25 protein-coding genes are annotated in these 24443 nt (G+C 35.2%); 5 read left to right on the top strand and 20 right to left on the bottom strand.

Translation table 11 applies throughout. The features are described 5' to 3' along the window. Positions 1–32 precede the first annotated feature (32 nt). The 7 genes from murD to mraZ form a co-directional block, all read right to left on the bottom strand. Positions 33–1358, bottom strand: a complete 1326-nt coding sequence (gene murD / locus LF887_RS23150; protein ID WP_236856594.1) for a UDP-N-acetylmuramoyl-L-alanine--D-glutamate ligase — start codon at positions 1356–1358, stop codon at positions 33–35. Positions 1359–1445: 87 nt separating this feature from the next. Further along, on the bottom strand, positions 1446–2687 hold the full coding sequence (gene mraY / locus LF887_RS23145) for a phospho-N-acetylmuramoyl-pentapeptide-transferase (protein WP_236856593.1): 1242 nt from the start codon (positions 2685–2687) through the stop codon (positions 1446–1448). A gap of 38 nt (positions 2688–2725) precedes the next feature. Beyond that, positions 2726–4186 carry a UDP-N-acetylmuramoyl-L-alanyl-D-glutamate--2,6-diaminopimelate ligase gene (locus LF887_RS23140; RefSeq protein WP_236856592.1) on the bottom strand — a complete coding sequence of 487 codons (1461 nt, stop codon included), beginning with the start codon at positions 4184–4186 and terminating at the stop codon, positions 2726–2728. A gap of 56 nt (positions 4187–4242) precedes the next feature. Continuing rightward, complete coding sequence (locus LF887_RS23135; RefSeq protein WP_236856591.1) at positions 4243–6234, bottom strand: penicillin-binding transpeptidase domain-containing protein; 1992 nt, start codon at positions 6232–6234, stop codon at positions 4243–4245. Next, the gene (locus tag LF887_RS23130) at positions 6218–6583 is read right to left on the bottom strand and encodes an FtsL-like putative cell division protein (RefSeq protein ID WP_236856590.1); all 366 of its coding nucleotides are present in this window, start codon (positions 6581–6583) and stop codon (positions 6218–6220) included. The genes LF887_RS23135 and LF887_RS23130 overlap by 17 nt, the downstream gene beginning before the upstream one ends. A gap of 66 nt (positions 6584–6649) precedes the next feature. Next, on the bottom strand, positions 6650–7543 hold the full coding sequence (gene rsmH / locus LF887_RS23125; protein ID WP_236856589.1) for a 16S rRNA (cytosine(1402)-N(4))-methyltransferase RsmH: 894 nt from the start codon (positions 7541–7543) through the stop codon (positions 6650–6652). A 47-nt stretch (positions 7544–7590) separates the two neighbouring features. Then, positions 7591–8049, bottom strand: coding sequence for a division/cell wall cluster transcriptional repressor MraZ (gene mraZ, locus LF887_RS23120; protein ID WP_236856588.1), 459 nt, complete (start codon positions 8047–8049; stop codon positions 7591–7593). 272 nt (positions 8050–8321) lie between these two features. Here mraZ and LF887_RS23115 point away from each other — a divergent pair, with 272 nt between their 5' ends. The 3 genes from LF887_RS23115 to LF887_RS23105 all read left to right on the top strand — a co-directional run bounded on the left by LF887_RS23115 (position 8322) and on the right by LF887_RS23105 (position 10212). Next, the gene (locus LF887_RS23115) at positions 8322–9083 is read left to right on the top strand and encodes an alpha/beta fold hydrolase (protein WP_236856587.1); all 762 of its coding nucleotides are present in this window, start codon (positions 8322–8324) and stop codon (positions 9081–9083) included. 63 nt (positions 9084–9146) lie between these two features. Beyond that, complete coding sequence (gene yihA / locus LF887_RS23110; RefSeq protein WP_236856586.1) at positions 9147–9770, top strand: ribosome biogenesis GTP-binding protein YihA/YsxC; 624 nt, start codon at positions 9147–9149, stop codon at positions 9768–9770. Then, positions 9763–10212, top strand: a complete 450-nt coding sequence (locus LF887_RS23105) for a GNAT family N-acetyltransferase (protein WP_236856585.1) — start codon at positions 9763–9765, stop codon at positions 10210–10212. The genes yihA and LF887_RS23105 overlap by 8 nt, the downstream gene beginning before the upstream one ends. A gap of 128 nt (positions 10213–10340) precedes the next feature. Here LF887_RS23105 and LF887_RS23100 read toward each other — a convergent pair whose 3' ends face one another. The 12 genes from LF887_RS23100 to LF887_RS23045 form a co-directional block, all read right to left on the bottom strand. After that, the gene (locus LF887_RS23100) at positions 10341–11240 is read right to left on the bottom strand and encodes a hypothetical protein (RefSeq protein ID WP_236856584.1); all 900 of its coding nucleotides are present in this window, start codon (positions 11238–11240) and stop codon (positions 10341–10343) included. An 8-nt stretch (positions 11241–11248) separates the two neighbouring features. Then, a complete protein-coding gene (locus LF887_RS23095) occupies positions 11249–12589 on the bottom strand; it encodes a beta-carotene 15,15'-monooxygenase (protein WP_236856583.1) in 1341 nt (446 codons plus the stop codon). A 6-nt stretch (positions 12590–12595) separates the two neighbouring features. Beyond that, positions 12596–13003 (bottom strand): hypothetical protein, encoded by a 408-nt coding sequence (locus tag LF887_RS23090; protein WP_236856582.1) that lies wholly within the window; start codon positions 13001–13003, stop codon positions 12596–12598. Continuing rightward, the gene (locus LF887_RS23085) at positions 12981–13415 is read right to left on the bottom strand and encodes a DUF6804 family protein (protein ID WP_236856581.1); all 435 of its coding nucleotides are present in this window, start codon (positions 13413–13415) and stop codon (positions 12981–12983) included. Before LF887_RS23085 ends, LF887_RS23090 begins: the two co-directional genes overlap by 23 nt. 55 nt (positions 13416–13470) lie before the next feature. Then, a complete protein-coding gene (locus tag LF887_RS23080; protein ID WP_236856580.1) occupies positions 13471–13977 on the bottom strand; it encodes an SH3 domain-containing protein in 507 nt (168 codons plus the stop codon). A 60-nt stretch (positions 13978–14037) separates the two neighbouring features. Next, positions 14038–15318, bottom strand: coding sequence for a hypothetical protein (locus LF887_RS23075; RefSeq protein ID WP_236856579.1), 1281 nt, complete (start codon positions 15316–15318; stop codon positions 14038–14040). Positions 15319–15333: 15 nt separating this feature from the next. Continuing rightward, positions 15334–16404: a type I restriction endonuclease gene (locus LF887_RS23070; RefSeq protein WP_236856578.1), complete on the bottom strand. Its 1071-nt coding sequence runs from the start codon at positions 16402–16404 to the stop codon at positions 15334–15336. 3 nt (positions 16405–16407) lie between these two features. Then, positions 16408–16746: a YegP family protein gene (locus LF887_RS23065; RefSeq protein ID WP_236856577.1), complete on the bottom strand. Its 339-nt coding sequence runs from the start codon at positions 16744–16746 to the stop codon at positions 16408–16410. 130 nt (positions 16747–16876) lie between these two features. Beyond that, the gene (locus tag LF887_RS23060) at positions 16877–17542 is read right to left on the bottom strand and encodes a response regulator (RefSeq protein ID WP_236856576.1); all 666 of its coding nucleotides are present in this window, start codon (positions 17540–17542) and stop codon (positions 16877–16879) included. Positions 17543–17661: 119 nt separating this feature from the next. Further along, complete coding sequence (locus LF887_RS23055; RefSeq protein WP_236856575.1) at positions 17662–18324, bottom strand: DUF5932 domain-containing protein; 663 nt, start codon at positions 18322–18324, stop codon at positions 17662–17664. 10 nt (positions 18325–18334) lie between these two features. After that, positions 18335–20011 (bottom strand): ATP-binding protein, encoded by a 1677-nt coding sequence (locus LF887_RS23050; protein ID WP_236856574.1) that lies wholly within the window; start codon positions 20009–20011, stop codon positions 18335–18337. Between the two features lie 75 nt (positions 20012–20086). Beyond that, positions 20087–20269 carry a hypothetical protein gene (locus LF887_RS23045; protein ID WP_236856573.1) on the bottom strand — a complete coding sequence of 61 codons (183 nt, stop codon included), beginning with the start codon at positions 20267–20269 and terminating at the stop codon, positions 20087–20089. A 332-nt stretch (positions 20270–20601) separates the two neighbouring features. Between LF887_RS23045 and LF887_RS23040 the strand changes: the two genes are divergently transcribed. After that, positions 20602–21408, top strand: a complete 807-nt coding sequence (locus tag LF887_RS23040; protein ID WP_236856572.1) for a hypothetical protein — start codon at positions 20602–20604, stop codon at positions 21406–21408. Positions 21409–21482: 74 nt separating this feature from the next. Further along, positions 21483–23261, top strand: a complete 1779-nt coding sequence (locus tag LF887_RS23035; RefSeq protein WP_236856571.1) for a metallophosphoesterase family protein — start codon at positions 21483–21485, stop codon at positions 23259–23261. An 84-nt stretch (positions 23262–23345) separates the two neighbouring features. Here the strand turns inward: LF887_RS23035 and LF887_RS23030 are convergent, their stop codons facing one another. Continuing rightward, positions 23346–24422, bottom strand: coding sequence for a phosphatidylinositol-specific phospholipase C1-like protein (locus LF887_RS23030; RefSeq protein ID WP_236856570.1), 1077 nt, complete (start codon positions 24420–24422; stop codon positions 23346–23348). Between the last annotated feature and the right edge of the window lie 21 nt (positions 24423–24443).

Here is a 24443-nt window from a genome sequence, read left to right as displayed (position 1 = left end):
CACGCTCATTAATACATTAGTACTTTTTACATTTATTTTAATACTTGTTCTTTAAACTGACGCCCTCTGTCTTCATAGCTTTTGAATAAATCAAAGCTTGCACAGCATGGAGAGAGAAGAACTGTATCTCCTTTTTTAGCGAGTGATTTTGAAATTTTCACTGCTTCTTCCATGCTTGAGGTATCATATATAAATTCTTTCTTGTCTTTAAAGAAATCTATTATCTTCTTGTTGTCAATTCCCAGACAAACAATTGCCTTTACTTTTCTTTTGACTAAATCTTCAATCTCGGTATAGTCATTCCCTTTATCCAACCCACCCACAATCCATACGGTTGGGGTTTTCATACTTTCCAGAGCATAGTACGTTGCGTTGACATTGGTTGCTTTACTGTCATTGATGTATCTTACACTGTCAATTTCAGTAACCAATTCCAATCTGTGTTCAACAGCCTGGAAGGTCATTAATGAATGTCTGATGCTCTCATTATTTATTTTTAATATCTTACCGGCAATAGATGCAGCTAAGCTATTGGCTACATTGTGGTTTCCAAGGAGAGATAATTCTTCAACTTTCATTGAGAATTCATCTTTCATTTTTACCACAATCTGATCGTCATTCACAAAACCTCCTTCAGGTAGTTTCTCTTTGGTAGAGAAAGGAACCATTTTAGCCTTTATTTCAAGTTTTTCAAGAAGATTTTTACTCATTTCATCATCCTTGTTATAGATGAAGAAATTGTCATTTTCCTGATTTTCAGTGATTCTGAATTTTGCTAATGCATATTCTTCATAGTTGTAGTTATACTGATCCAGATGATCTTTTGACAGATTCAACAATAAAGAAATATAAGGTCTGAAATTCTGAATGTCATCCAGCTGGAAAGAGCTTACTTCCAGGACATAATATTCATGGTTTTCATCAGCAACCTGTTTTGCAAAGCTGTATCCGATATTTCCACCCAGGCCTACGTTTAATCCGTCATTTTTCAGGATATAGTAGATCAGGGAAGTGGTTGTTGTTTTACCGTTACTTCCTGTAATAGCGATAATCTTTGCGTCTGTAAATTCAGAAGCAAATTCAATTTCAGAAGAAAGCCGTATTCCTTTCTCATGAATTTTATGGATAATTTCTGCCTTTTTAGGAATTCCCGGGCTTTTTACAATCCAGTCGGCATTTAAAATTCTTTCTTCGGTATGGTTTCCTTCTTCAAATTCAATTTCATGATCAGTAAGGAACTGCTTATAGTCATCCTTAATGGCTCCTTTATCTGAAAGAAATACTTCCAGACCTTTCTTTTTAGCCAAATAAGCAGCGCCGCATCCGCTTTCTCCACCTCCTAAAACAACTAATTTCATATTTAATCTTTTTTGTAAAATGTAAAATGTAAAACATATAATGTATTGGTGTCTTTTTACATTAATATTTTTTACTTTTCACAAAAATTATCTCATTTTCAGTGTGATCAGACATACAATTGCCAGTATTACGCCAATGATGATCATTCTGTTCACGATTTTACTTTCGTGGAACCCTTCTTTCTGATAATGATGGTGTAATGGTGACATTTTGAATAGTCTATTGTTCTGGGCATATTCTAACCCGTATTTTCTTTTTCTGTATTTGAATACCCAAACCTGCAGAATCACAGAGACAAGTTCAATTAAGAAGACTCCGCACAGTACAGGAATTAGTAATTCTTTTCTTAAAATAATTGCTAAAACAGCAATGACACCTCCCAGCATTAAGCTTCCTGTGTCTCCCATGAAAACCTGAGCCGGATAAGTGTTGTACCAGAAGAATCCGATAACTGCCCCTACCATTGCTACTGCAAAAATGGTGGTTTCGCCCATATTCGGGAGGAACATAATATTGAGGTAGTCTGCAAAGATGATGTTTCCGGAAATGTAGGCAAAGAGGGCCAGTGTGAGCAGGATGACTGTACTGGTTCCGGCTGCCAGCCCGTCTATTCCATCGGCTATATTCGCTCCGTTTGAAACGGCTGTCACAATGAAAATAACAATAGGGATAAAGACAATCCATGCCCATTCGTGGGCATCTTTATCATTCATCCAAAACAAAATTCCGCTGTAATCGAATTCGTTATTCTTTGCAAAAGGGACTGTGGAAACGGTAATTTTTTCAGTAGGCATAAAGTTCTGCTCTACATTGTTCCTGTTCACTACTTTTGCATCTGCATATTTTCTTTTTACAGTGATATCGGGATGGAAATACATTGTAATTCCGACAATTAATCCTAGACCAACTTGTCCTACAACTTTGAACTTCCCGCTGAGACCGTCTTTATTTTTCTTAACTTTTTTCAGATAATCGTCTACAAAACCAATAGCCCCCATCCATAGCATCGAAACCACAAGTAAAACGATATACACATTGGTGATCCTGGTAAATAACAATACCGGAATAATGGTTGCCAGAATAATAATAAGACCTCCCATAGTAGGAGTTCCTTCTTTCTGCTTTTGACCATCCAGTCCAAGGTCACGTACCAATTCTCCCATTTGTTTTGTTCTCAGATAATTGATGACTCTTTTTCCGAAAACAAGAGCAATAATGAGTGAAAACAGTACAGCCATTCCGGCACGAAAGGAAATATATTTAAGCATTCCCAGTCCCGGAACATGAATTCCATGGTTAGTTAGATATTCGTATAGATAGTATAGCATAGTTTCAATTGTTAATAATGATCAGTGATAGTTTTATTTTACTTACTCATTAATTTCCAAAGCTCATTAATTACTTCTTTGTCATCAAAATGATGTTTCACACCATTTATCTCCTGATAGTTTTCGTGGCCTTTTCCGGCAACTAAAACAATATCTTTAGGTTCTGCAAACTTTATCGCCATTTTAATGGCTTCTTTTCTGTCCGGAATTGAAGTGTATTTGCTGAAGTTTTGAGGTTCAACGCCTGCTTCAATTTCTTTAATAATCTGTGCCGGATCTTCTGTTCTGGGATTGTCTGAAGTGATGATTGCCAATGTTGACTTTTTAGTGGCAATATTCCCCATTTCAGGTCTTTTTGAGTGATCTCTGTCGCCTCCACATCCAAAAACAGTGATCAGTCTTTCATTTTTTGTTCTGATATCATTGATGCTGTCCAGTATATTTTCTAATGCGTCTGGAGTGTGTGCATAATCAACGATAAAGAAAATTCCTCCATCAGATTTCATGGTCTCAAATCTTCCTGAAACTCTCTTCAGCTTACTCATAGCCTGAAGAATTTCATCCTGTTGGAAACCAAGTTCAGTAGCAATTCCGAATACCAGTAATAAGTTATATGCATTGAACTTACCTGTCAGAGTAGTCCAGAACTCTTTTCCGTTGAAGTTCAGCAGCATTCCGTTGAAATCTACTTCTAAAAGTTTGCCGTGGTAATCTGCTATTGTTTTCAAAGCATATGATTTCTTTTTTGCTTTGGTATTCTGAAGCATTACGTTACCGTTTTTATCGTCTACATTCGTGATGGCGATGGCAGTATCATCTAATTGATCGAAGAATCTTTTCTTTGCTTTTAAGTATTCTTCAAATGTTTTATGATAGTCTAAATGATCGTGAGTAAGATTAGTGAAACCTGCTATATGGAAATGTAACCCCTCGATTCTGTTTTGAGCGATTCCGTGAGAACTTACTTCCATGAAAGCAAATTCACATCCTTTCTCTACAGCTTCTGCTAAAATCCTGTTGATAGTGATAACATCAGGGGTGGTGTGAGTAGCGGGAATGATTTCTTCTCCTATTCTTATTTCAACAGTTGAAAGTAAAGCAGAGTCATAACCTAAGTTTTTGAAGACATCAAAAAGCAGGGTAGCCACAGAAGTCTTTCCATTAGTTCCTGTAACGCCTATCAGTTTCAATTTCTGAGAAGGATTTCCATAGAAGTTGGACGCTAAGTGACCTAAAGATTTAGATGAATCTTTTACTTTTATATAAGTTACATGTTCAGCAAAAGTTTCGGGAAATTCTTCACCAACAATGGTAGTTGCTCCTTTTTCAATAGCCGAAGTGATGAATGAGTGACCATCCACAACTGTTCCTCTCATAGCGATGTAAAGAGAGTTCTCTGTAACTTTTCTGCTGTCAATCACCAGCTCAGCAACCTCACGGTTTGTATCACCGTGGATTTCTATTACTGGGATTCTGTTTACTAATTCTGTTATTATCATTTTTATCAATAGAACCTTGTTCTATCTTTTTTTTATCGTCCCTCAGGGACTATGTTTTAATTCTGCAGAGATAAATAAATTCTCTGGTTTTTACTTATTGTTGTGCCTTCTAATGGGAATTGCTCTTTGATTCTTCCTACTCCTTTATAGTCGACACGGTATCCCAGGTTTTCCAATTGCGGGATTACATTTTTACCGATTAATCCTACTACGTTTGGCATCTGCTTATCGTTTACTGCTACTTTTACATTAGGTTCTACCATTTTGCTCAGGTTTACCTTTTTGTCTACGAGCATTTCTTTCTCAATGTTTTGAGGCGTTTTCAGGAATGTTTTTCCTGCAATTTCTTTAAATACCGGTGCTGATACGGGACCTCCATAAAATCCTATTGCTGTATTGGGCTCACTCACCATTACATAGCAGGTATATTTGGGCGCATCTGCCGGATAAAATCCTGCGAATGAAGCTCTGTATTTCATAGGACCAGGCAGCCAATATTCGAATCTTGCGGTTCCTGTTTTTCCTGCCATTTTAAGGTTCGGAGTAAAAATACTTCGTCCCGTTCCTTTTTCTACAGCTTTAGTCAGAGCACTTGTCATCATTTTAATGGCTTTTTCTGATGCCATTTTATTAACCATTACTTCTGGTTTAGCGGTATACATTACTTTTCCGTCTTTCATGATTTTATCTATGAATAAAGGCTTAAGCATTTTTCCTCCGTTGGCAACTCCGTTATAGAAAGTGGTCAGCTGTAATAGGTTTATATTGGAAGAATATCCATAAGAAATAGAAGCCAATGTTGCTGCATTCCATCTTTTGTTTTGTGGCGTTACGATCTTCGGTTTTGTAATTCCGGGAAGCTCGATATCCATCTTATCGAATAATTTCCATCGTTTCAGGTGATCAAGGAAAATCTGTGGCTTTTCAGCATAATATTTTGTGATCAGCTTTGAGGTTCCTACGTTACTGGATTTGGCCAGTACATCACTGATGTCATAGATTCCTCCACCGTGTCCGTCGGAAATTCTCTGTTTGGCATATACCCAAACTCCGTTTCCTACATTTACCGTTGTATTCTCATCAATAAATCCATCATCCATTGCCGCTAAAAGCGAAATGGTTTTAAAAGTAGATCCCGGTTCGATATTATCTTTTAAGGCATAATTGTAAGAGTCTTCGTAATCTCCGGATTCTGTTCTTCTTAAATTAACCAGAGCACGTACTTTTCCGGTTTCAACCTCCATTACGATTACAGTGCCGTGTTTTGCTTCAAAATTAATAAGCTGTTTCTCCAAAGCAGAGTGTGCAATGTCTTGAATTCTAAGGTCTAATGTGGTGTAAACATCTTCTCCGTCCACAGGTTCCTTAACTTTCCAGAAGTCGATTGGCTTCCACTGGGAAGAATTGATTCTTTGCTCCAGTCTTTTGCCGTCAGTACCTGTCAGATATTTTGAAAAAGCTCCTTCCAGTCCGGATTTAAGTTCTCCATTATCAATACCGATTGTACCGGCTCCGATTTCTGAAGTAGCAAGCTCTCTTTTGTAGTTTCTGTCAACAATAAACCCTCCTTTGTTTTTTCCTCTTTTGAAGATCGGGAACTTTCTGATTCTGTCGTATTCGTCAAAATCAAGTCCTTTTACAAGGGTGTAATATTGGTTTTTCTTTTTCTTCTGTTCGTCGAACTTCTGTCTGAATTCTCCTCTTGATTTTCCGAACATTTTGCTCAAAGAATCTGTCAGGGCACCAATATTATTACTGTAGACCGTGTCCTTCATAGTTTTGAAGTCAAGGTAGATGTCGTAACGCATTACAGTGGTAGCCAGAATAGAACCATCTGAAGCAAAAAGATTACCTCTGGCAGCCTTTAAAGTGGCTTCCCGGTAATTTTTATTAATGTAATCATCTTTGATTTCCTGGACATTGGTGTTCTGAAGGATTACAATCCTTGCCAAGAACATTACAAACACGCACAAAGCTACCACTGCGAAGAGGTAGCCCCATCTTAACGTTTTTTTACGTTTATTGTCGTATTCATTTTGCTTTTGCATCTGTACTGTCCAGTTTTATTAGCAATTTATGAGGGTGGTTTTCCAGGGTCATTAATGAATCCCGTGCTACCTCTTTCCCCAACTCTGATTCCATTTTTACTTTTATCAGCTTACTTTGGGCGTAAGCGTTTCGTGATTTGTATTCTTCCGTCTCTTCTTTTAAGGCGTTTACAATTCTGATTTTTTTATTGACGAGATGGTTCGTATATATCATAGCCATCATCAACACAAACAACAAGAGAAAATACCTGTAATGTATTTTGATCTCATCACGATTCAGAAAATTTCCTTTTATAATGTCTATAAAAGTGAGTCTCTTCTGGGGGCGATTTGTTGTTCTTTTTGCCAAGTTATTGTAAGGGATCGACAGTTGACGGTTGATAGTTCATATCATTTATCAAATATCGTTTACCATTTATATTTTTATTCCTGTTCTCATTTTAGCACTTCTTGCTCTTGAGTTTTCCTCGATTTCCTGGTCATCAGGAATGATCGCTTTACTCTTTACCAATTCGAATGCCTTTTTATAGTTACCATAGATGTCTCTTGCCGGTTCTCCTTCAAACATGCCATTTTTCAGGAATCTTTTTACCAGGCGATCTTCCAGAGAGTGGTAAGAGATTACTACTAATCTTCCTTCCGGTCTTAGAACATTGTAAGCCTGAACAAGCATTTCTTTTAATACTTCAAGTTCCTGATTCACTTCAATCCTTACTGCCTGAAAAAGCTGCGCATAGAATTTATTAACCTTATGAGGAGGAATATAGCTGAAAAGCTTTTTCAAATCCTCTGTGGTTTCTATGGTTTTTGTTTTCCTGTGATGTACAATCTCTCTTGCCAGTTTTCTTGCTTCTCTTAATTCTCCGTAGTGGTAAAAAATATCAGCCAGTTCTTCTTCTCCATACTCATTAATTACTCTTTTGGCATCCAGCCCCTGCATAACATTCATCCTCATATCTAAAGGAGCATTGCTTCTTGTAGAAAATCCTCTGTCTGCTTCATCAAACTGGTGAGAAGAAACTCCCAGATCAGCCAAAACACCATCAACCTGCGAAATTCCATACATCAGTAATGAGTTTTCAAGAAATCTGAAATTCTGATTAACTAATGTAAATCTGGGATCATCAATTGTATTTTTAAGTGCATCCAGATCCTGATCAAAGCTGAACAGTCTTCCTTTGTCTGAAAGTCTGCTCAAAATTTCCTTTGAGTGTCCTCCACCTCCAAAAGTGCAGTCCACATATATTCCGTCAGGATTCGTCACCAAATCATCTACACTCTGCTTCAACAAAACGGGGTTATGATACATGCTTAATTGTGTTTTTTATTTAATAAAATTATTAATAACCAATACAGTTATTCTTCATCGAAAGCTCCCATTACATCTTCAGCCAGGCTTGCAAAATCAGTCTCATTGGTGGATATTACCTCTTCGTAGGCTTCTTTATCCCAAATTTCAAAGAGTTCTCCTGCGCTGGTGATCACAATATCCTTCTGAAGATTTGCGAAATTCGTCAGGTCTTTGGAAATCTGTAATCTTCCTGCATTATCCAATTCAACAGTTTTTACTCCTGCCGTAAACATTCGTATGAAATCAGCATTCTTTTTTATGAATCTGTTCAGTTTATTAATTTTGCCCATCAGTTTGTCCCACGCATTCATAGGATAGACTTCCAGACAGGGTTGGAACACAGCTCTTTTGACTACAAATGCCTTGTCTTCGAAGTTCTCCATCTGTTTGATTAAAGATGAGGGAACTTTTAAGCGGCCTTTGTCGTCAATTTTGCACTCATATGTTCCAATGAAATTTTTCATTTGGGACAAATTTATATAATAATTTCCAAAATTTCCCACTTTTTCCCACTTTTTGACTCAATGTTAATAAGTTTTATTAAAGATTGAATTTAAATAATGTAAAATACTGGTATGTAGAGACTTGTTAAAAGTGGTATTTGAGGCATAATAAAGTCGTTTTGAAAAAAAAAGTTAAAAAGGGGAATATTATATTATTTTTATCTTAAATTAGGATAATCAAAATTTTTTTGAGGTTTAATTTGTATTTTTGCAGAGCTTTATTAAGGCGTTTTATGATATTTAGTACAAAAAAAGAAAAGAAATATTCCTATGTAGAGGCGGGAGAAGGACATCCATTAGTGCTATTGCACGGGTTAATGGGTGGTTTGAGTAATTTCGATAAAATGGTAGATTTTTTTTCGGATAGAGGTTTCAAAGTATATGTTCCTCAATTGCCGATCTATGATCTGCCGGTACTCAATACGAATCTTACCACTATCGCAAAATATATAATCAAGTTTATAGAAAGTCATATTTCAGGTCCTGTGAGCATTGTAGGGAACTCAATGGGAGGTCATGTAGGACTTATTCTAACTTTGGCAAGACCGGATTTGGTGAAAAATCTTGTCCTGACAGGGAGCTCTGGATTATATGAAAGAACTTTCGGAGACAGTTTTCCAAGGAAAAATGACCGATCTTATATCAGAAAGAAAACAGAAGAGGTTTTCTATGATCCAAAGATTGCGACAGAAGACCTTGTAGATGAAGTTTTTGGAGTGGTGAATGACAGAATGAAAGGAATAAAAACGGTGATGCTGGCCAGAAGTGCCATCAAACACAACATGTTGAACGATCTTCCAAAGATAGTGACACCTACCTGTCTGATCTGGGGAAAACAGGATAATGTAACTCCTCCGGAGGTGGCAGAAGATATGCACAAGTTTATTCCCAATTCAGATTTATTCTGGATTGAGCACTGTGGGCATGCAGCCATGATGGAGAAACCAGATGAATTCAATGAAATTCTATATAACTGGATAAAAGATAAAGTTTAAATACATAATAAATAACCATTAGGAGCTTTTCTTAATGGTTTATTTTTCTAAAATACATTCAAAATGATTATTAAGACAGCAGAGTTTGTAAAGAGTAGTGGAAAATGGCAAGAATGCCCGGAACCTAATATTCCCGAATATGCTTTTATTGGAAGGTCTAACGTAGGAAAGTCATCACTGATTAATGCTATGATGAATCATAAAGACCTGGCTAAAACTTCGCAAACCCCAGGAAAAACCCAGCTGATCAATCATTTTTTAGTGAATGAAAACTGGTATCTTACTGACTTACCGGGATATGGATATGCAAAGGTTTCCAAAGTTCAGCGTAAAGATTTTGAAAAACTGATCACCAATTATATTCTGAACAGAAGAAATCTGGTGAACCTTTTTGTTTTGGTAGATTCAAGACATAATCCGCAGAAGATTGATCTGGAATTTATTCAGTGGTGCGGAGAAAGCGGAGTTCCGTTTTCAATTGTTTTTACTAAAGCAGATAAACTAAAGCCAAATGTAGTGATCAAAAATGTTGAGGATTATAAGACAGAACTTCACAAGAGCTGGGAAGACCTGCCGGAGCTTTATGTTACCTCAGCAGAAAAGAAAGAAGGAGGAGATGAAATTCTGAATTTTATACAAAAAACAAACGATTTTTTAATCAATAATAATGTAAGTTTCGATGAGTAATATGATATGGAAAATCAAAACTTTTGATGAGTTTACGGTTCCTGAACTGTATTCAGTATTGAAGGCTCGTATAGATGTTTTCGTTATCGAACAGAACTGCCCATATCCCGATCTGGATAATTATGATCAGAAAGCGGTGCATATCTGGGCAGAAGAAAATGGAGAGGTTCTTGCCTACTGCCGTGTTTTTGACAAGGGAATAAAATTTGATGAAACTTCAATAGGGAGAGTCCTTACGACAGAACAGGGAAGAGGAAAAAGCATAGGGAAACAATTGATACAATATGCGGTGGAAACAATAGAAAACCGTTTTCATACTTCTGAAGTCAGAATTTCAGCACAGGATTATCTGTTGAGATTTTATGGAGGTTTTGGCTTTGAAGATACGGGTAAAAAATATCTGGAAGATAATATTCCGCATACGGAAATGATCAGAAAATAAATAAAAGGTATCTCATACGGGATACCTTTTTTATATCTACCGGAAAGCAAACGTAGTGAAAACACTCAAAAAGAAAAGGTGAAGAAAAATTCTTCACCTTTAATGATAGTATATATGGAGTGTGTTTTTTATTTTCCAGTGATTATTTTAAGTATAACAGGCTCCAGATTGGATGGAAGGTCAGCTGATTTTATCTGATATTTCTTTATTTTCATGTCTTTAAACCAGTTTTCCCAATATTCTTTGATGACCCCTTCTTCAAAAGGATTGCCTTTTTCAGGATTAATTCCGAGTACGATGACTTCAAGGTTACTTAAGTCTTCATTCGCCTTTACAAAACCATAGCCATTTTTTTCAATGACTTCTTTAAAATCGGAAGCAGTCAGATTATTGGCTTTTATGAGTTTGGTTGTTAAATAAGATGTTCTTTGTTTGTTATCTTTTTTTTCTTCAAACCTGGTATTTTCATGATACATATATCCGTCTGTCAGAATGAACAGAATATTTCTTTTATCTTGTTTTATACAATAATCATTGACTTTATTTTTAAAAAACTCCCAAATATCAGAACCTACATACTTTCCGTCTTTGATGGCAGACTGATAAATATTTAAAGGTAATTGTGAATATTTTTTATCCACGGAATCAAAATAATCTCTTGGAGTATTTTTATTAAAAGAAACTTTAAGGCTTTTCGTGAAATCATTTATTTTGGGATCAGAGGGCTCAGGATTGAAGAAAACCTGCATCTGATCGTCATAAGTGATGATTTTCTTTGATTTGATATGACTTGAAAATCCTTTTTCAATGGCTTTGATATACTCTGTGTCCCGTTGGAAATACTGCATGGTAGGGTTTGGATTCGTTCCAGGATCAATTCTGTCTGATAAATCAATTAAAATACTGACATTAAGGTTGTTTGGGTCAACAACGATTGAGTCTTTTTTTTCTTCATGGGTCCCTTCATTTTTGTTTTTGCAGCACGAAGCCAACGAAATAATCATTAATAAATAGAATATCTTTTTCATAATATAAGTTATAATGATGATAAGTACACTAGATTTTGATTGTCAGAGTTGGCTCCTACAGCTTCCAGGTTGGTATTGTATGTTGAAATGCAGTCGTCAATCATGGTTTGTTTTTCCGTTTTTGAAACCGCAATTTTCTCTCCGATAAAAGTAACCCAGCCCTGAACATATTCCGAAGCATACAATTTGTAATCTTTGGTAGGAATGATGACTCCGTCTATAATATTCTGAAGCTCTTCTATTCTTCCCCGGGTTTTAATCATCAATTCTTTTGTGTTTCCTATACTGGCGATGATTTCTTCGATTTCTTTTTTAAGGACATTGATCTTTTCCTGAAAGAACTCAGCTTTTTTCTGTCTGATTTCCTGTTCGTTTTTGATCTTATCTTTTTCACGGTGTTCTTTCATCACAAAATCGAAAACAAGCCCCCAAATGATATAGACAATGAATCCTGCGAAAATAATTCCCCAAAACTGTATTTGGGTAAAAGCTATTTTAAGATTAAATGGCAGAGATTCAATAGTTTTATTTAGTTCATATAATTTTGACTCAATTTCATAAGCCAAAATACAGTCGAAAATAAAAGTCACAATAAATAATAAACCGAGCTTGATGTAATTTGCCCTCGTTTTATTCTCCCAAAACATGTGAATCAAATAGCCTAATCCAAGAAATACAAACGGAATCAAGGTAACAAAGGCGCCTTCAATAACTCCCTCGTTCCAAGCTTTGCTGAGAGCTTGTGCATCCAAAACACTTTGAATGACGGTGCTTTTTGCATCAAAACTTTTAAAAAAAGCGGAATAGGATGTTGAGATATAGAATGTGAGGAGATACAGGCTTATTGGAAGCAGAAGAAGAGCGCCAATCCAGAATTTTGCAGATGCTCCTCGTGAAGCTTTGACATTATATTTTTCCGGGTTTCTTGGAAGATCAATGATCTCAGCTTTTAAAGCTTCAATAATGCGTTGATGGTTTTCAATTTCTTTATTCTTGGTTTTTAATTGCTCATCTTTGGTTTCCTGGGAAACAATGAAAGCTTTGATCTCCGTTTCCCGATTTTTCTGTTCATTCACATATGCTTCTTTAAGCTTTGTCTGCTTTTCAACCATTTCCTTTTCTTCATTTTGGAATTTTGAATAAACGGCATCCAGGCAGATGGATAGGGTAGAATGGTTTCCGCTGGTTCGTGAACTGTCTCTGTATCCAGATTCGTGATAGGTTCTTTTCCGGCTTTCTTCTAAAGAATCATCGTTCGGAATAACTTCATTTTTAGGAAGCTGTTCCTGCTTGGGTTCTATGGGAGCGGATTTTAATTTGAATAAATTTTTTATACTGATGGTATCCATGATGAGTTAATTTTTTAGTTCATATAAGATTTCGTTCTTGTTCTTTCCGATTTGTACGGATTCGATGAGATAATCTACAATGGCCGTTACATTTTCTTCCATAAAACCAAACATCAGGACATATTTTTCCATTGCTGAATATTCGTTAGGAGCAACAATTCCGTCTGCCCACACCATTACTGTAAGATCATATAAATAGTCAATCTTTTCTTCAATAGTTGTGGGAAGCAAAGATTTTAAATTGATTGGATTCATAAGGATTTCATCAAGATTTTTAGAAGAGATCCCTTTTTCTTCTGCCAGTTTATAGAGCATCTTTAACTCCAGGGGGCTGAAGTCGTCATCACATATGGCCATTTGGTAAAGCCTCAAAAAATGCGCTTTAAGATTTTCAGTGATTTGAATGTTTTCCATGGTTGGATTCGTTTTCTTTTGGTTTTTTAGGATTAATAATAATATCCCGGGAATGAAATCTCGGCTGAGCAGGGTAGGCTGAAGTTTTCTCTGGAGTTTCTATGACTTCTTCTTCTTTTTTTTCCTCTGATTTTTCGGCAAAAGCTATCAGCAGAAAAAGAATCCCGGTTATGATATCAATGGGAATCCATATGCTTTTTCTATAAAGATAAATAGGAAAAACAGGGTTGAAAAGAATGAGAATGCATAAGAAAATTAAGCTGAAATAATATTGTTTAAATCGTACAGCATTGTATAAAACGAGTAATGCCCCCATCGAGATAAGAATTCTCAAAATAGTATAGTATTCTATGGGAAGTCTGAAAATAGCCACGAAACAGCTGATAGCACATAAGGTAAGAAAAGGTTTCATGGTGAGAATTGTTCATTTAAAAATAGACCTGAGTTCATAATATTCTGTTTTTGAGTTATTTCAAATCTTTATAATATACATAACCTACTTTTCCGTTTTTTCCTGCCTGTACTTTATACCAGGAATCTTGTTTGGATAATTGCTTTAGTTCTGTGTTTTTTGGAACTTTTTCTATGATTTTAGAACTTAGAGAAGGCTTTTCATAGATATAGGTAATTGCTGCTCCTGCAAAATAGCGGTTGTTGGTATTGATGTTGATTTCATCAATCCGAATTTTCGGAGAACCATACGATTGGTTTTTTTTAGTAGAGTGTGAACCATTGGTAGTTGTAGATTTACTTTTCTTTGAGGATGATTTATTGCCGGAAGAATCACCTTTGCAAACACCGCAGCTCCCACCGGAAGAGCAATGCGCACAACCCGAGCAGTTGGAACAGGCACGGCACGATGAAGAACCGGTACACCTTCCACCGTGATCAGGGCTTTCGGATCCGGAAATACTGAAAGATCCGGCAGTAAGTGTACCAATGCATAAAATGAGTATAGAAATGAACGTTTTCATGGTTATTTAATTTTGGTTATATATTAGTTTTCAACCGGTGTTTTTACCTGGATACCTTCTTTATGAGATGCTGATAAAATTGTAATTCATAGAAATCTCTTTCATTGCCTGTACTTTTATATGATCATTCACCTTTCCGTATTGTCTTATAGAGCTGGATAGCCCTGTTGTCAGTACTTCTGCTTCACTTTTGCTCAGACGTAATAGATAACTTTTATTTTGGACTATTAATTCGAGGTTTCCCCGCTGAAATTCGTGAGAGATTAGCTTATTAAATGGTATTTGAAAGCTTTTCCCTCCTGCGTTGAAAATGATTCTTGAACTGGTTAAGAATAAAGTACCAGAGTATGTTTTTCTTACTTCCTCTTTTACGGGACGATATCTGCCGCCACCCACTCTGGCATTCACTCCTTTTGTTATTCTGAAAGAAATACTGGAACTGGAGCGGGAATATCCTGCATGAACTATTTTGTTTTCAATCAAAGTGGCACTAAACTGCAAATAGCCTGTTTCATCTCTAATTAATGTGATAGGAGGATTATAAAGAACAGGAAAAATCCCATGATCTAAATTCCATAATAATTTGGAACGTTCAAGCTTTCTGATTTTTTTATCAGAGAGAAATGTTTTGATATTCTGATGGTCAATTTTCAAATCACGGGTAGTTTGTACCAGTTGGGTTTCCTTCGAGGGAGAAAGACGGCTGTCTGAAACTTTTTCATCCAATATTTTATTAAATATTAATACAGCAGTTTTCTGTTTAATGGCCTCGGTTTGAGGCAATGGAAACTGAAGGAAAGCTGCGATAGTCGTAATCTGCTGATTCTCGGCATCTGTCAGTACATTATTTTCATAACATTTCTGAATTAGAGCACTGACTGTTCTTTCTGCAATTTTCTTTTTTTCAAATGAGATTTGTTCGTCAGATAAACTGAAATAGAGCTTAATTTGATTCAGGGCCAGGATTTCACTCTGTGTGACATGAAAATCTGAAACAGCTTTACATAAAGTCTTATAATAAATTCTTCTCCCTGCTTTACTTTTTTGCTGATCACTTACAGGTTTGGGACTGTTTATCACATTTTGTTCATAAATGGGTAAAATGGTCTGAAGGTTTGAATAATCTATGGTTTTTAAAAGTTTATTCGTGCCATCAATATCTATACTAGCCACTTTGGTAAGGATAAACGTACAGGTAAAAGGAATTGAAAATAATCCCAGAACAAACATAATTAATGAGGCAATAAAGTTCTGTTCGGTCAATAAGCCTACGGAGATTATAAGAAATACAATACCAAAGCTCCATCTTAAAATTCTCACAAAAAGTAAAAGAGTTTTCATGGTTATTAGTTTTTGTTAGTTGTAGATCTCTAAGGTTTTATGGAGTTCTTCTTTGAAATTATATATTTCATCCAGATTATTCAGTAATACTTTTTCTCCGGCATCTTTACCATTGTGAAATGTTTCCAAATATTTGTTGGCCGTATTAAAATGTAATCTGCAGATGGGTTTTCTGTTGTTATCATCCAATAAAATTCCGAAATAAGATAAAGTATCTCTGTGGGCAATTCTTGCAGAAGGTATTTTCTCTCTTAAAATTGCTTTTACAATTTGAAATCCTTCAAGCTCTTCTTCTGTTGTTACGATTTTAGAGTCATTATTTTCATCAATGGGTACTGATGTTTTTACGTCGTCTTCTCTTTTTTCTATTTGTTCATTAATACTCAGTGCAGATTTTAAACGGAAACTAATTGACTCATTAATAGAAGTGGTTAAAGCTTTTTTAGCATATTCTTTGAAAGAGACCATTCTGTTTGCTGTCAGGGGCTTCTCAAAGAAACGGTTTACCAATAGCTTTACCAATTCATCAGACGGATTTTCGATCTCTTTTTCGAACTCTTTTCTAATGGCCTTGATATATTTTAAGGCTTCAGCTGAATCTAAGATACTTTCAAGATTATAATCTTTCTTCGTGAAGCTTTCCAGAATTTTAATAGAACTGTCTTTTAAATCTTCAATATTGATGGTGAAGAAAGGTTTTTCATCCATAACATTCGGCTTTTCCAGATCTGTGTAAAAGTTGTATACAATACCATTGGTTAAAACTCCGAATCTTGTTTTCGAAACATGATAATATCTGTGAAGCTGCGAATTGTGAGCATCGGCACTTTCTTTCCAATGTTTACATTCAATAATAAAGATAGGTTCGTCATTATTTTTGATCACGTAGTCTACTTTTTCGCCTTTCTTTGTTCCTATATCACAGATATATTCAGGAACTACTTCTGTGGGATTGAAAATATCATAGCCCAGAATCTGTATGAAAGGCATCACAAAGGCATTTTTTGTAGCTTCTTCTGTACTGATTTGTTCCTTCAGGCCTGTTACTTTTTGATGCAGCTGTTCGAGTTTAATTTTAAGATCCATGTTTTAGTTTTTTAAAGTTTCATCAATGATTTCTGCAGTTGAAGCATTCGATTTTACAGAAGCAATTCCGTTCTCCATTCCTGATTTTGAACTGTACATTTGACTGTTTCCAATAATTTCTCCATTTCTTGCCTTTAAAACGAAATAGTCTTTTCCGTTCTTTGCCACTCTTTTGTCATATCTTGAAAGATCCTGAGAATTAACTTTTACAGATTCGATTCCTTTTTGACAAGATGCCTTCTGAACATAGCCTTCGCTGGTTAAAATAATTTCGCCATTTCCGGCTTTTAGATTAAATTGATACTCTTTGTTGATTCTTTGAGTGATGATAAATTTTCCCATGATTGTTTTTATTTAACAGTCCAAAAATATGAGCATTAAATTTTGGTTCTTTACGGAAAACCGTAAAACGGGCAAAAAATAAAAAAACCTTTCAAAAAAATTGAAAGGTTGTAAGTGAAACGAATTGTTTTTATATAATCCCTATATCCTTGCAGAAGGCTACCAGCTGCTCGTTGCTGTTTACTTCAAGATCTTCTTTCAGACTGTTTAATCTTTTCTCAACGCTGCTCAGGCTGGCTGGTTTAATATTTCTCTCTTCGAGATGGACAGGAATGTTTTTTTGTAAGATTCCTTTAGAAAGGAGAGAAACAAGTGTAATATCATATGTCGAAAATTCATAGTTATTGAACTTTTTCATATCTTGTTTCAGATCAAAAGATAAATAATTTTCGCCAATGTATACATAGGCAATCGATTTTTTTAAATCTTTTGAATCATTTCTGGCCTTACGAACATAACCATTAACCTTATAATCTGAAAAAAGATTTTCTATGACGCCTGTTTTATGTTCAGCAGAAAATACGATGATTTTCAAATTAGGCTGTATCTCTTTTGCTTTCTTAATAAGGTCTTTTCCGTCTTTAAGATTCTGCTCGTGATGGTCATCCTCATAATAAAGATCTGTAATCAACAATTCGTAAGGATGTTCTTCCCGTAAAGCTTTCTGTATTTTTCCTATGGCGTCATCACAATAGTATACATAATCTACCTGGGGGATATTCAGATCCTCAAGGGTTTTCTGAACGGAAATATTGATGCTTTCATGGTCTTCAGCAATTAAAACTTTTTTGAACATGGTTATACGATTTAATTAAAAAAATTTGGTTAAGACCTCAAAAATATATTCATTTATCAATTAAATATTACGGTTTCACGTAAATAGAGCGAAAAAACTGATCTTTTTGACAGGTGTGATCAGATGAGACCAATATCTTTGCAGATTACAATCATCTCAATATTGTTTTTTGCACCAATGCTGTCCCGGAGCTCATTTAATCTCTTTTCAATAGATCTGATACCGTAAGGCATCATTCGATGCTCTTTCAGATAAGTACTTATTTCACTTTGTTTGTTCCCTTTAGCAAGGAGCTCAAGCAATTTGATATCATACATATCAAACTCAGAAGAAATATGGCGCATTGTATTCACAACTTCCTGAGGAATAACGGTCTCTCCATTAAATATTTTCCGTATTGTGCTTTTGAGATCTTGTCCGTCACGTCTTGCCTTGCTGACAAAGCCGTTAATCTTATATGTTTTGTAAAGATCGTCTATTTTTTTTGCTTTCTTTTCTACAGAAAAAACGACGACTTTTAAACCAGGCTGAATTTTTTTTGCTTCAAAGATAAGTTCCTGCCCTGTGCAAAGCTTCTGGGGAATGTGATCTGTGTCAAATGACAGATCAGCAATCAGCAAATCGTAAGGGTTTCTCTTCTCTAAAGCTGTTTTGATTCTGCTTATGGCTTCATCACAATACATTACATAATCAAAATCAGGGATATTTAATTCTTTTATCGTGCTCAGGATTCCCTGGTTCATTATTTCCTGATCTTCAACGATTAAAACTTTTTTGAACATGGTTAAATGCTTAGGAAGTAGGGAATGAAAGATTTATCTTCAGTCCTTTTTCAATTTTCGTGTCAAAAGTAATAGTTCCGTTAATTGCTTCAATACGGGATGCCGCATTACGTAGCCCATTTTTATAAATAAGATCTCCGGAAATTCCTATTCCATTGTCTTTGTATTGAATATCAAACATATTGTTTGTTTTTTCAAATTTAACAGCAACATGACTGGCTTGGCTATGTTTTTTCATGTTCACCATCAGTTCGCGAATCATTTGGTAAACTTCATCTTTTACTGTAGCAGAAATAGGTTCCCAAATCGCAGGACTGTTTCCAGCTGTAAAGGTTTTTACCGTATCATTATTGAAGGAAGCGATAAGTTCAGAAATCACTTTGCTAAACTCTTTTTCTTCGCCAATTTTATCATAGGAAATATCTCTTGACTTTTCATAAACAAACTCAAGTTCATCCAGAGCTTCTTCTTTATCAAAATCAGCTTGGTTTTCAATTTTTGTCATGACCTGGTAAATACCGTTGGCGACTACATCGTGAACTTTTTTAGAGACTTTTAACTGCTCCTCTTTCAGCCTGTTGTCTGATTCTAACAGCATTCTCTGTTTACGTCTTTTAAACCACGCTATTCCACTGATTATAAGCATTAATGACCCTACACTTATACTAAAAATTAAAATACGCTGTTTAGTTATCTGATATTCTTTTTGGTTGATATCCTTTTGGAGTGTTAGATTTTTTGTCTTATTTTTCTCTGTTTCATAGCGTATCAAAGCAAATTGATTCTTAGCTTTTTTTCTCGCAGTATCAAGGCTATCATTACGTTCTTGATAAATTTTAAAAAAGGCTTTACTTTTTTCGGGTGATTCTAAAAGAATTAATTTTTGTAACGCCTCAATCTCATCATCTGGATTTTTGATTTCTTTGGCAAGTGCATACATTTTTTCTGAATGGAATAATGCTTTTTTAGGCTCTTCCTTTCTATATGCATCTGCTAAATGAGAATGACTTGATATTTGTCCATATAAATCATGCTCTTGAATTCTAATACGTAACCCTTTATTGAACTCTTCAATGGGATTATATTCAGAATTCTGAAGCCATCTTGTTCTTGCCTGGTTTGTAATTATTCTTGCAAGTAATGTTTTGCTTTGAGGTGGATTTTTTAAAATAGAGGAGTAGGTCTGCAATGCATTTTTATAGTCTTTCATCTGCCGGTACGCATTGCCTTTATTATTAATGCATGTTTTTTTTTCATCAGAATTTTCTGAGAATTTTATAGCCAGATTATAAAACCGTAACGCATTTTCACTTTCTTTCAGATTATAACTGGTAATTCCAAGATTGTTATAGTTTGATTTTATATAATAATAGTTTGCCGGATTTTTTTCATCAAAATATTTAATAGCTTCTAAGGATGTTTCCTGGCTTCCAAAATTATCGCCAAATTGTTCTTGAATAATAGCCATATTAATCAGGCATTTACCAGCTCCTATACTATCATTTTTTTGCAGGAATAAATCACGGGCTTTATCAAAATAGAGAAAAGCATTATTTAGCTGATTACGATCTCTGTAATCAAAAGCTTTATCATAAAATGTATTGGATAAATCATGTTTACCAATAGGTATTTTATCTTTAGAACATGATAGAATAATCAGACAAAATAGAAAAAAATAAGGTTTCAAAATTATTTGTTTTGCCGAATTTAAAAAAAAATCAGCGGAATACTTTATATTCCACTGATTATAAATCTACCTTTCTTATTTTTTGGGAGGTAGCTGCCCGTTGTCTCCGCTGGTATCACCATCACCATCTGTAGGGTCTGTCGGCCCGCTCTGCGTTTGCGCTGTTATAGTTATAGGATTGTTATCATTTGTTGTTACTGTATTGGCATTATTATTTGAGAATGCTAAGCTGAATAACATTAATATAAACTGGATCATCTTCTTTAAAATTTATAATTTGGGCATTTCTGTAGTTGCCAGTGAAACCGATCACAGGTAGAGCTACACGAATAAAAAATTTGAAGCGCTTCTAAATTTTGGGAAGTGAACCTTCAAAAACGGAGGAGAAACATCTGCTTCCCAACCCGGAGTTTTCCTCCGTTTTATCTGGTGATTTTTGAAATCAGGGTTTTGATTTTTTGTTCCTGATTTCTTTTACAAATATCCGATAGTGCGTTGTCTTATGTAAGACAGCGAATGGACAAGCAAAACTTTGTAAAATGTTGTTTTTTACGGAAAACCGCAATTATAGTGTCTAAAATGTGTCTAATTTGGACAGTACATTAATCCATTATCGAAATTGTATGTTTGAGAAGAGAAAATTGCTCATAAAAGCAGCATATAAAACCGCAAAAAAAGAACTTGGAATTGAAACAGATAGTTATAGTACTGTATTTGATTTTTTAAGTCAGAAACTAGAAGAGAAATTTGAGTCTTCCAAAGATGGAAGAACTTTTGTGAGATATTATAAGAGATTAATAAATGAAAATGAAGACTATCTCATTGATGCTATTACTTTAGATCAATTAAGTTGGTACGTGGGCTATGAAAATTTTATAGATTTTTCTGAGAATTATATAATTAGAAGAGATCATGGAGAGACTCAGATAGAAATGAGAATTGGAAATGATGAAGATTCTTTGTCGGAAAGGCTTTCTAAAATAATTATAAACATTACGAATACACCTGCTTTCAATATTCCGCAGATGGCAAGAAACGGAATGGGAATAGGTGCGATTGTTTTAATTTTATTTACAAGTTTAAATGGCGGGTTAAGAATACCTGAGAAAAATGATCGATGTATGTATTGGGATGGGGATGAATATAAACTAACATCTTGTGACGATAAAAATCCGAAGCATCAGTTATTACCAGCTGATACTGTCAAACTAAAATATTTTAAAAAAATTACCAGACCAGATACTTTGACAGTAGAAAACGGATTGGGTAACTCCTGGTATACGAAGTATGATAATGTGGTAGAGTTTTTTACAATGGATGGGATAAACCCTGATAATGGTAAAAGTCTAAGAGATGCAACGAGACATATGATATTAACTTATGGAAAAGGAGAATAACTTTCCTTCACAATAATTTAAAACTCACTTAAAACAATTCTACATCGATTCCCTTAATTTCGCTTTATTTTAAGATGAATAAGGGAATATTATCATTTTTACTTTTCAGTTTCTCTCTGTTGGCGGGTCAGCAAAAACCTGTACAGATTGCCTTTCTTTCCGATGTGCATTTTCAGGACTTATATGGAAGCTTTTCGGATCATGATTTTGAAGGAATTGTAAATCCTAAAAACGGAAAATCAACTATTTTAAGGACAATGGATTCTCAGCTGCGCTCCACAAGGGTTTTCAATGAGAACTATTTTGCTTTTCTAAAAGCATTAGATGATATTGCGGCAAAAGGAATAAAAATTGTTGCAATGCCAGGGGATTTTTCGGATGACGGACAGGCTTATAACCTTCGGGGTCTTCATAAAATATTAGATCAATACCACCGGAAATATGGGATAAAATTCTATTTAACACCCGGAAACCATGACCCTGTTGGTCCATTCAGAAATGATGGAGGGAAAGATGATTTTCTTGGAAAAGAGGGGAGGCCTTTAGGAATTTACAGTAAAGAACATATCGGAAAATCGGTTGATAAGATCATTACAAAAGATATTGCAGAATCCGGTTATCTTGAAATTTTGAATGAATTGAAAGGATTTGGATTCTATCCCCAGAAAGAGGATTTGTTTTGGAGTACTCCGTTCGATCATGTATCATTTAAAAATTATTCATACAAAAAAGCTTTACAGTCTGCTGAATATTCCAGAAGAATGTATGACGTTGCAAAAGGTTTTTCTGTTCCGGATTTAAGTTATGTGGCTGAGCCAGTGAAAGGAGTATGGATGATTGCTATTGATGGGAATACTTACATTCCGAAAAACATAAATGAAAGTCCCCAAAACACTTCCAATTATAAAGGAGCAGCCATCGGCTATAATAATGTACTGACGAACAAAAAGCATTTGATCCAGTGGGTAAAAAAACTTGCTGATGAAGCTAAAAGAATCAACAAAACACTGATTGCCTTTACCCATTATCCGATGATAGATTTTAATGACGGAGCTGGGCATGATATTAAAAATGTATTGGGTGAGAAAAAATGGCAGTTGGAACGCGTCCCTCAGGAAGATGTTGCAAAAGTATTTGCCGAAGCCGGTCTGCAGATTCATTTTGCCGGACATATGCACATCAACGATACAGGAATAAGAAAATTTGGAGATCATTTCTTAGTAAATGTTCAGGTTCCTTCGCTGGCTGCCTATTTACCAGGCTATAAAATTCTTACACTTACATCTCCTGATAAGATGGAGGTTCAAACCGAAGTTTTATATAATGTTCCACACTTCGATGACCTTTTTCCTTTATATGAGAAGGAATATCATGCTTTAGAAAAGGAGGACAGAAATATTATATGGAACAGAGAGATACTTAAAGCGAAATCTTATCACGAGTTTATGCTGTTTCACTTGCAGGAACTTGTACGGTTGAGAATGATTCCTGATGACTGGTCTGAAGATTTTATTAAAAAAGGGAGAATGCTAAACGGTAAAGATCTGCTTTTGCTTGTTCAGGGCTCAAATTCATCAATGGATACAGATGAATTCCGCGATTGGACGTTTGATGATCTGTTGTTTGATCTTTATAAATTTCAATCTGCAGACGAACTGGCAAAGAAAGATATTCCAGCAAAAAGATGGCAGCAGTACCAAATCCTGATTAGGCTTTTTGACCATAATGAATCTAAAGACCCTTTCATCATTCAATTGAAATCTGTTTTCAGAATTCTTTCTTTGCTTTCCAGTGGAGATCCCTCAGATCATTTTGAAATTGACTTTAAAAAACAAGAAATAAAAAGGCTGTAATATTATCAGGTTTATTTTTGAAGGCGTACCGGATGATTATGATTAAAAAAGCAGCTTTTACTTAATATGAAAGATGTTTTATAATTATTTACCAGTGACAGGATTCTTTCTTTCATAAATGTTATTCTCAAAACTGATTTTATAATCCGACTTAAAAAGTTGGCTGGGCTTATAATAGTCTGTGGTAATTATTTGTGCGCCGCTTTCCTTTGCTTTTTCAAATCTTGAATAATCTTTGTTTCGGGCTTCCATCGTATCAGCATCAGCTCTTGTACGGACAATATAACCTTGTTTTACAAGCTTTTTTATTTCAGTAATATCTTTTTTCGGTTCGTTCATGAATAGTACAGCAGATTCGGATGTGCCGGGAGTAGAATTGGTAAAAATCATTCTTCCTTTTAATGATGGATGCCCTTTGATGTACAAATCTCTGTTCTCGCTGTTATTATCCAACACGAAAAGGAATTTACCTTTCACATCTTTCAATTTTGGCCAGTTCTTGTTTAAAATAGCTTGGTTCAGTGTTTTGTAAGACCCTCTAATGTCATCCGGAGTGATTATTTTATCTTTTCCTAAATATTCTGCCAGTTCATTATCCAGCTCGTCGAAAAGTTTTGAGGTATAATGTTCAGGCTCTGTTCCAAATATATTTGCTTTTCCGTCTTTCGGTTCAAGGGTAATGAAAACAGGCGTATGATCAGGATGCTTATCAGACCATTCCTTCAGATCTTTCAAGCAGTCTTCTAATGTATAATACCAGGTTTGATAGTCTATATCTGTAATATGGATCATTTTATAGCCTGGCTTTGTCATTTTATTTTCAGGATCAAAAGGTTCAGTCGTTTTTACCAGATCCAAGATTTTCGGATGGGCATATTTCCCCCCTCTACTGTCAGCATAAACGTCAATTTCCAGATTTCTCAACCCCAGGCCCAATTGTTGGGGAATAGGCATATGTTCGTATTGAATCTTCGGTAAAGAGTTTAGAGAATCTTTCTTTGATAAATAGCTGTAAACCTCCGGAAGAATGGCTTTCTTATAAGAATTGTGTGAACCAATTACCTGAATTTCATTAAGCTTTACATTGTTAAGGTTTTGAGATTGTGACCAGAGAAGGTTTAATGAAGATAAATAGATACCCAGGAAAGCTGCCTTTTTCATTACATCAGATTTTATAAATGC

Origin of the sequence: Chryseobacterium sp. MEBOG06 (assembly GCF_021869765.1) — a bacterium.
In the GTDB taxonomy this organism is placed as follows: Bacteria; Bacteroidota; Bacteroidia; order Flavobacteriales; family Weeksellaceae; genus Chryseobacterium.
This window is presented reverse-complemented; position numbering and strand designations above follow the sequence as displayed.

What these genes read in the sequence shown, in the direction of transcription:
- murD (WP_236856594.1), bottom strand. Translation starts at nt 1,358, where the DNA reads ATGAAATTAGTTGTTTTAGGAGGTGGAGAAAGCGGATGCGGCGCTGCT.
- mraY (WP_236856593.1), bottom strand. Translation starts at nt 2,687, where the DNA reads ATGCTATACTATCTATACGAATATCTAACTAACCATGGAATTCATGTT.
- LF887_RS23140 (WP_236856592.1), bottom strand. Translation starts at nt 4,186, where the DNA reads ATGATAATAACAGAATTAGTAAACAGAATCCCAGTAATAGAAATCCAC.
- LF887_RS23135 (WP_236856591.1), bottom strand. Translation starts at nt 6,234, where the DNA reads ATGCAAAAGCAAAATGAATACGACAATAAACGTAAAAAAACGTTAAGA.
- rsmH (WP_236856589.1), bottom strand. Translation starts at nt 7,543, where the DNA reads ATGTATCATAACCCCGTTTTGTTGAAGCAGAGTGTAGATGATTTGGTG.
- mraZ (WP_236856588.1), bottom strand. Translation starts at nt 8,049, where the DNA reads ATGAAAAATTTCATTGGAACATATGAGTGCAAAATTGACGACAAAGGC.
- LF887_RS23115 (WP_236856587.1), top strand. Translation starts at nt 8,322, where the DNA reads ATGATATTTAGTACAAAAAAAGAAAAGAAATATTCCTATGTAGAGGCG.
- yihA (WP_236856586.1), top strand. Translation starts at nt 9,147, where the DNA reads ATGATTATTAAGACAGCAGAGTTTGTAAAGAGTAGTGGAAAATGGCAA.
- LF887_RS23105 (WP_236856585.1), top strand. Translation starts at nt 9,763, where the DNA reads ATGAGTAATATGATATGGAAAATCAAAACTTTTGATGAGTTTACGGTT.
- LF887_RS23100 (WP_236856584.1), bottom strand. Translation starts at nt 11,240, where the DNA reads ATGAAAAAGATATTCTATTTATTAATGATTATTTCGTTGGCTTCGTGC.
- LF887_RS23095 (WP_236856583.1), bottom strand. Translation starts at nt 12,589, where the DNA reads ATGGATACCATCAGTATAAAAAATTTATTCAAATTAAAATCCGCTCCC.
- LF887_RS23090 (WP_236856582.1), bottom strand. Translation starts at nt 13,003, where the DNA reads ATGGAAAACATTCAAATCACTGAAAATCTTAAAGCGCATTTTTTGAGG.
- LF887_RS23085 (WP_236856581.1), bottom strand. Translation starts at nt 13,415, where the DNA reads ATGAAACCTTTTCTTACCTTATGTGCTATCAGCTGTTTCGTGGCTATT.
- LF887_RS23080 (WP_236856580.1), bottom strand. Translation starts at nt 13,977, where the DNA reads ATGAAAACGTTCATTTCTATACTCATTTTATGCATTGGTACACTTACT.
- LF887_RS23075 (WP_236856579.1), bottom strand. Translation starts at nt 15,318, where the DNA reads ATGAAAACTCTTTTACTTTTTGTGAGAATTTTAAGATGGAGCTTTGGT.
- LF887_RS23070 (WP_236856578.1), bottom strand. Translation starts at nt 16,404, where the DNA reads ATGGATCTTAAAATTAAACTCGAACAGCTGCATCAAAAAGTAACAGGC.
- LF887_RS23065 (WP_236856577.1), bottom strand. Translation starts at nt 16,746, where the DNA reads ATGGGAAAATTTATCATCACTCAAAGAATCAACAAAGAGTATCAATTT.
- LF887_RS23060 (WP_236856576.1), bottom strand. Translation starts at nt 17,542, where the DNA reads ATGTTCAAAAAAGTTTTAATTGCTGAAGACCATGAAAGCATCAATATT.
- LF887_RS23055 (WP_236856575.1), bottom strand. Translation starts at nt 18,324, where the DNA reads ATGTTCAAAAAAGTTTTAATCGTTGAAGATCAGGAAATAATGAACCAG.
- LF887_RS23045 (WP_236856573.1), bottom strand. Translation starts at nt 20,269, where the DNA reads ATGATCCAGTTTATATTAATGTTATTCAGCTTAGCATTCTCAAATAAT.
- LF887_RS23035 (WP_236856571.1), top strand. Translation starts at nt 21,483, where the DNA reads ATGAATAAGGGAATATTATCATTTTTACTTTTCAGTTTCTCTCTGTTG.
- LF887_RS23030 (WP_236856570.1), bottom strand. Translation starts at nt 24,422, where the DNA reads ATGAAAAAGGCAGCTTTCCTGGGTATCTATTTATCTTCATTAAACCTT.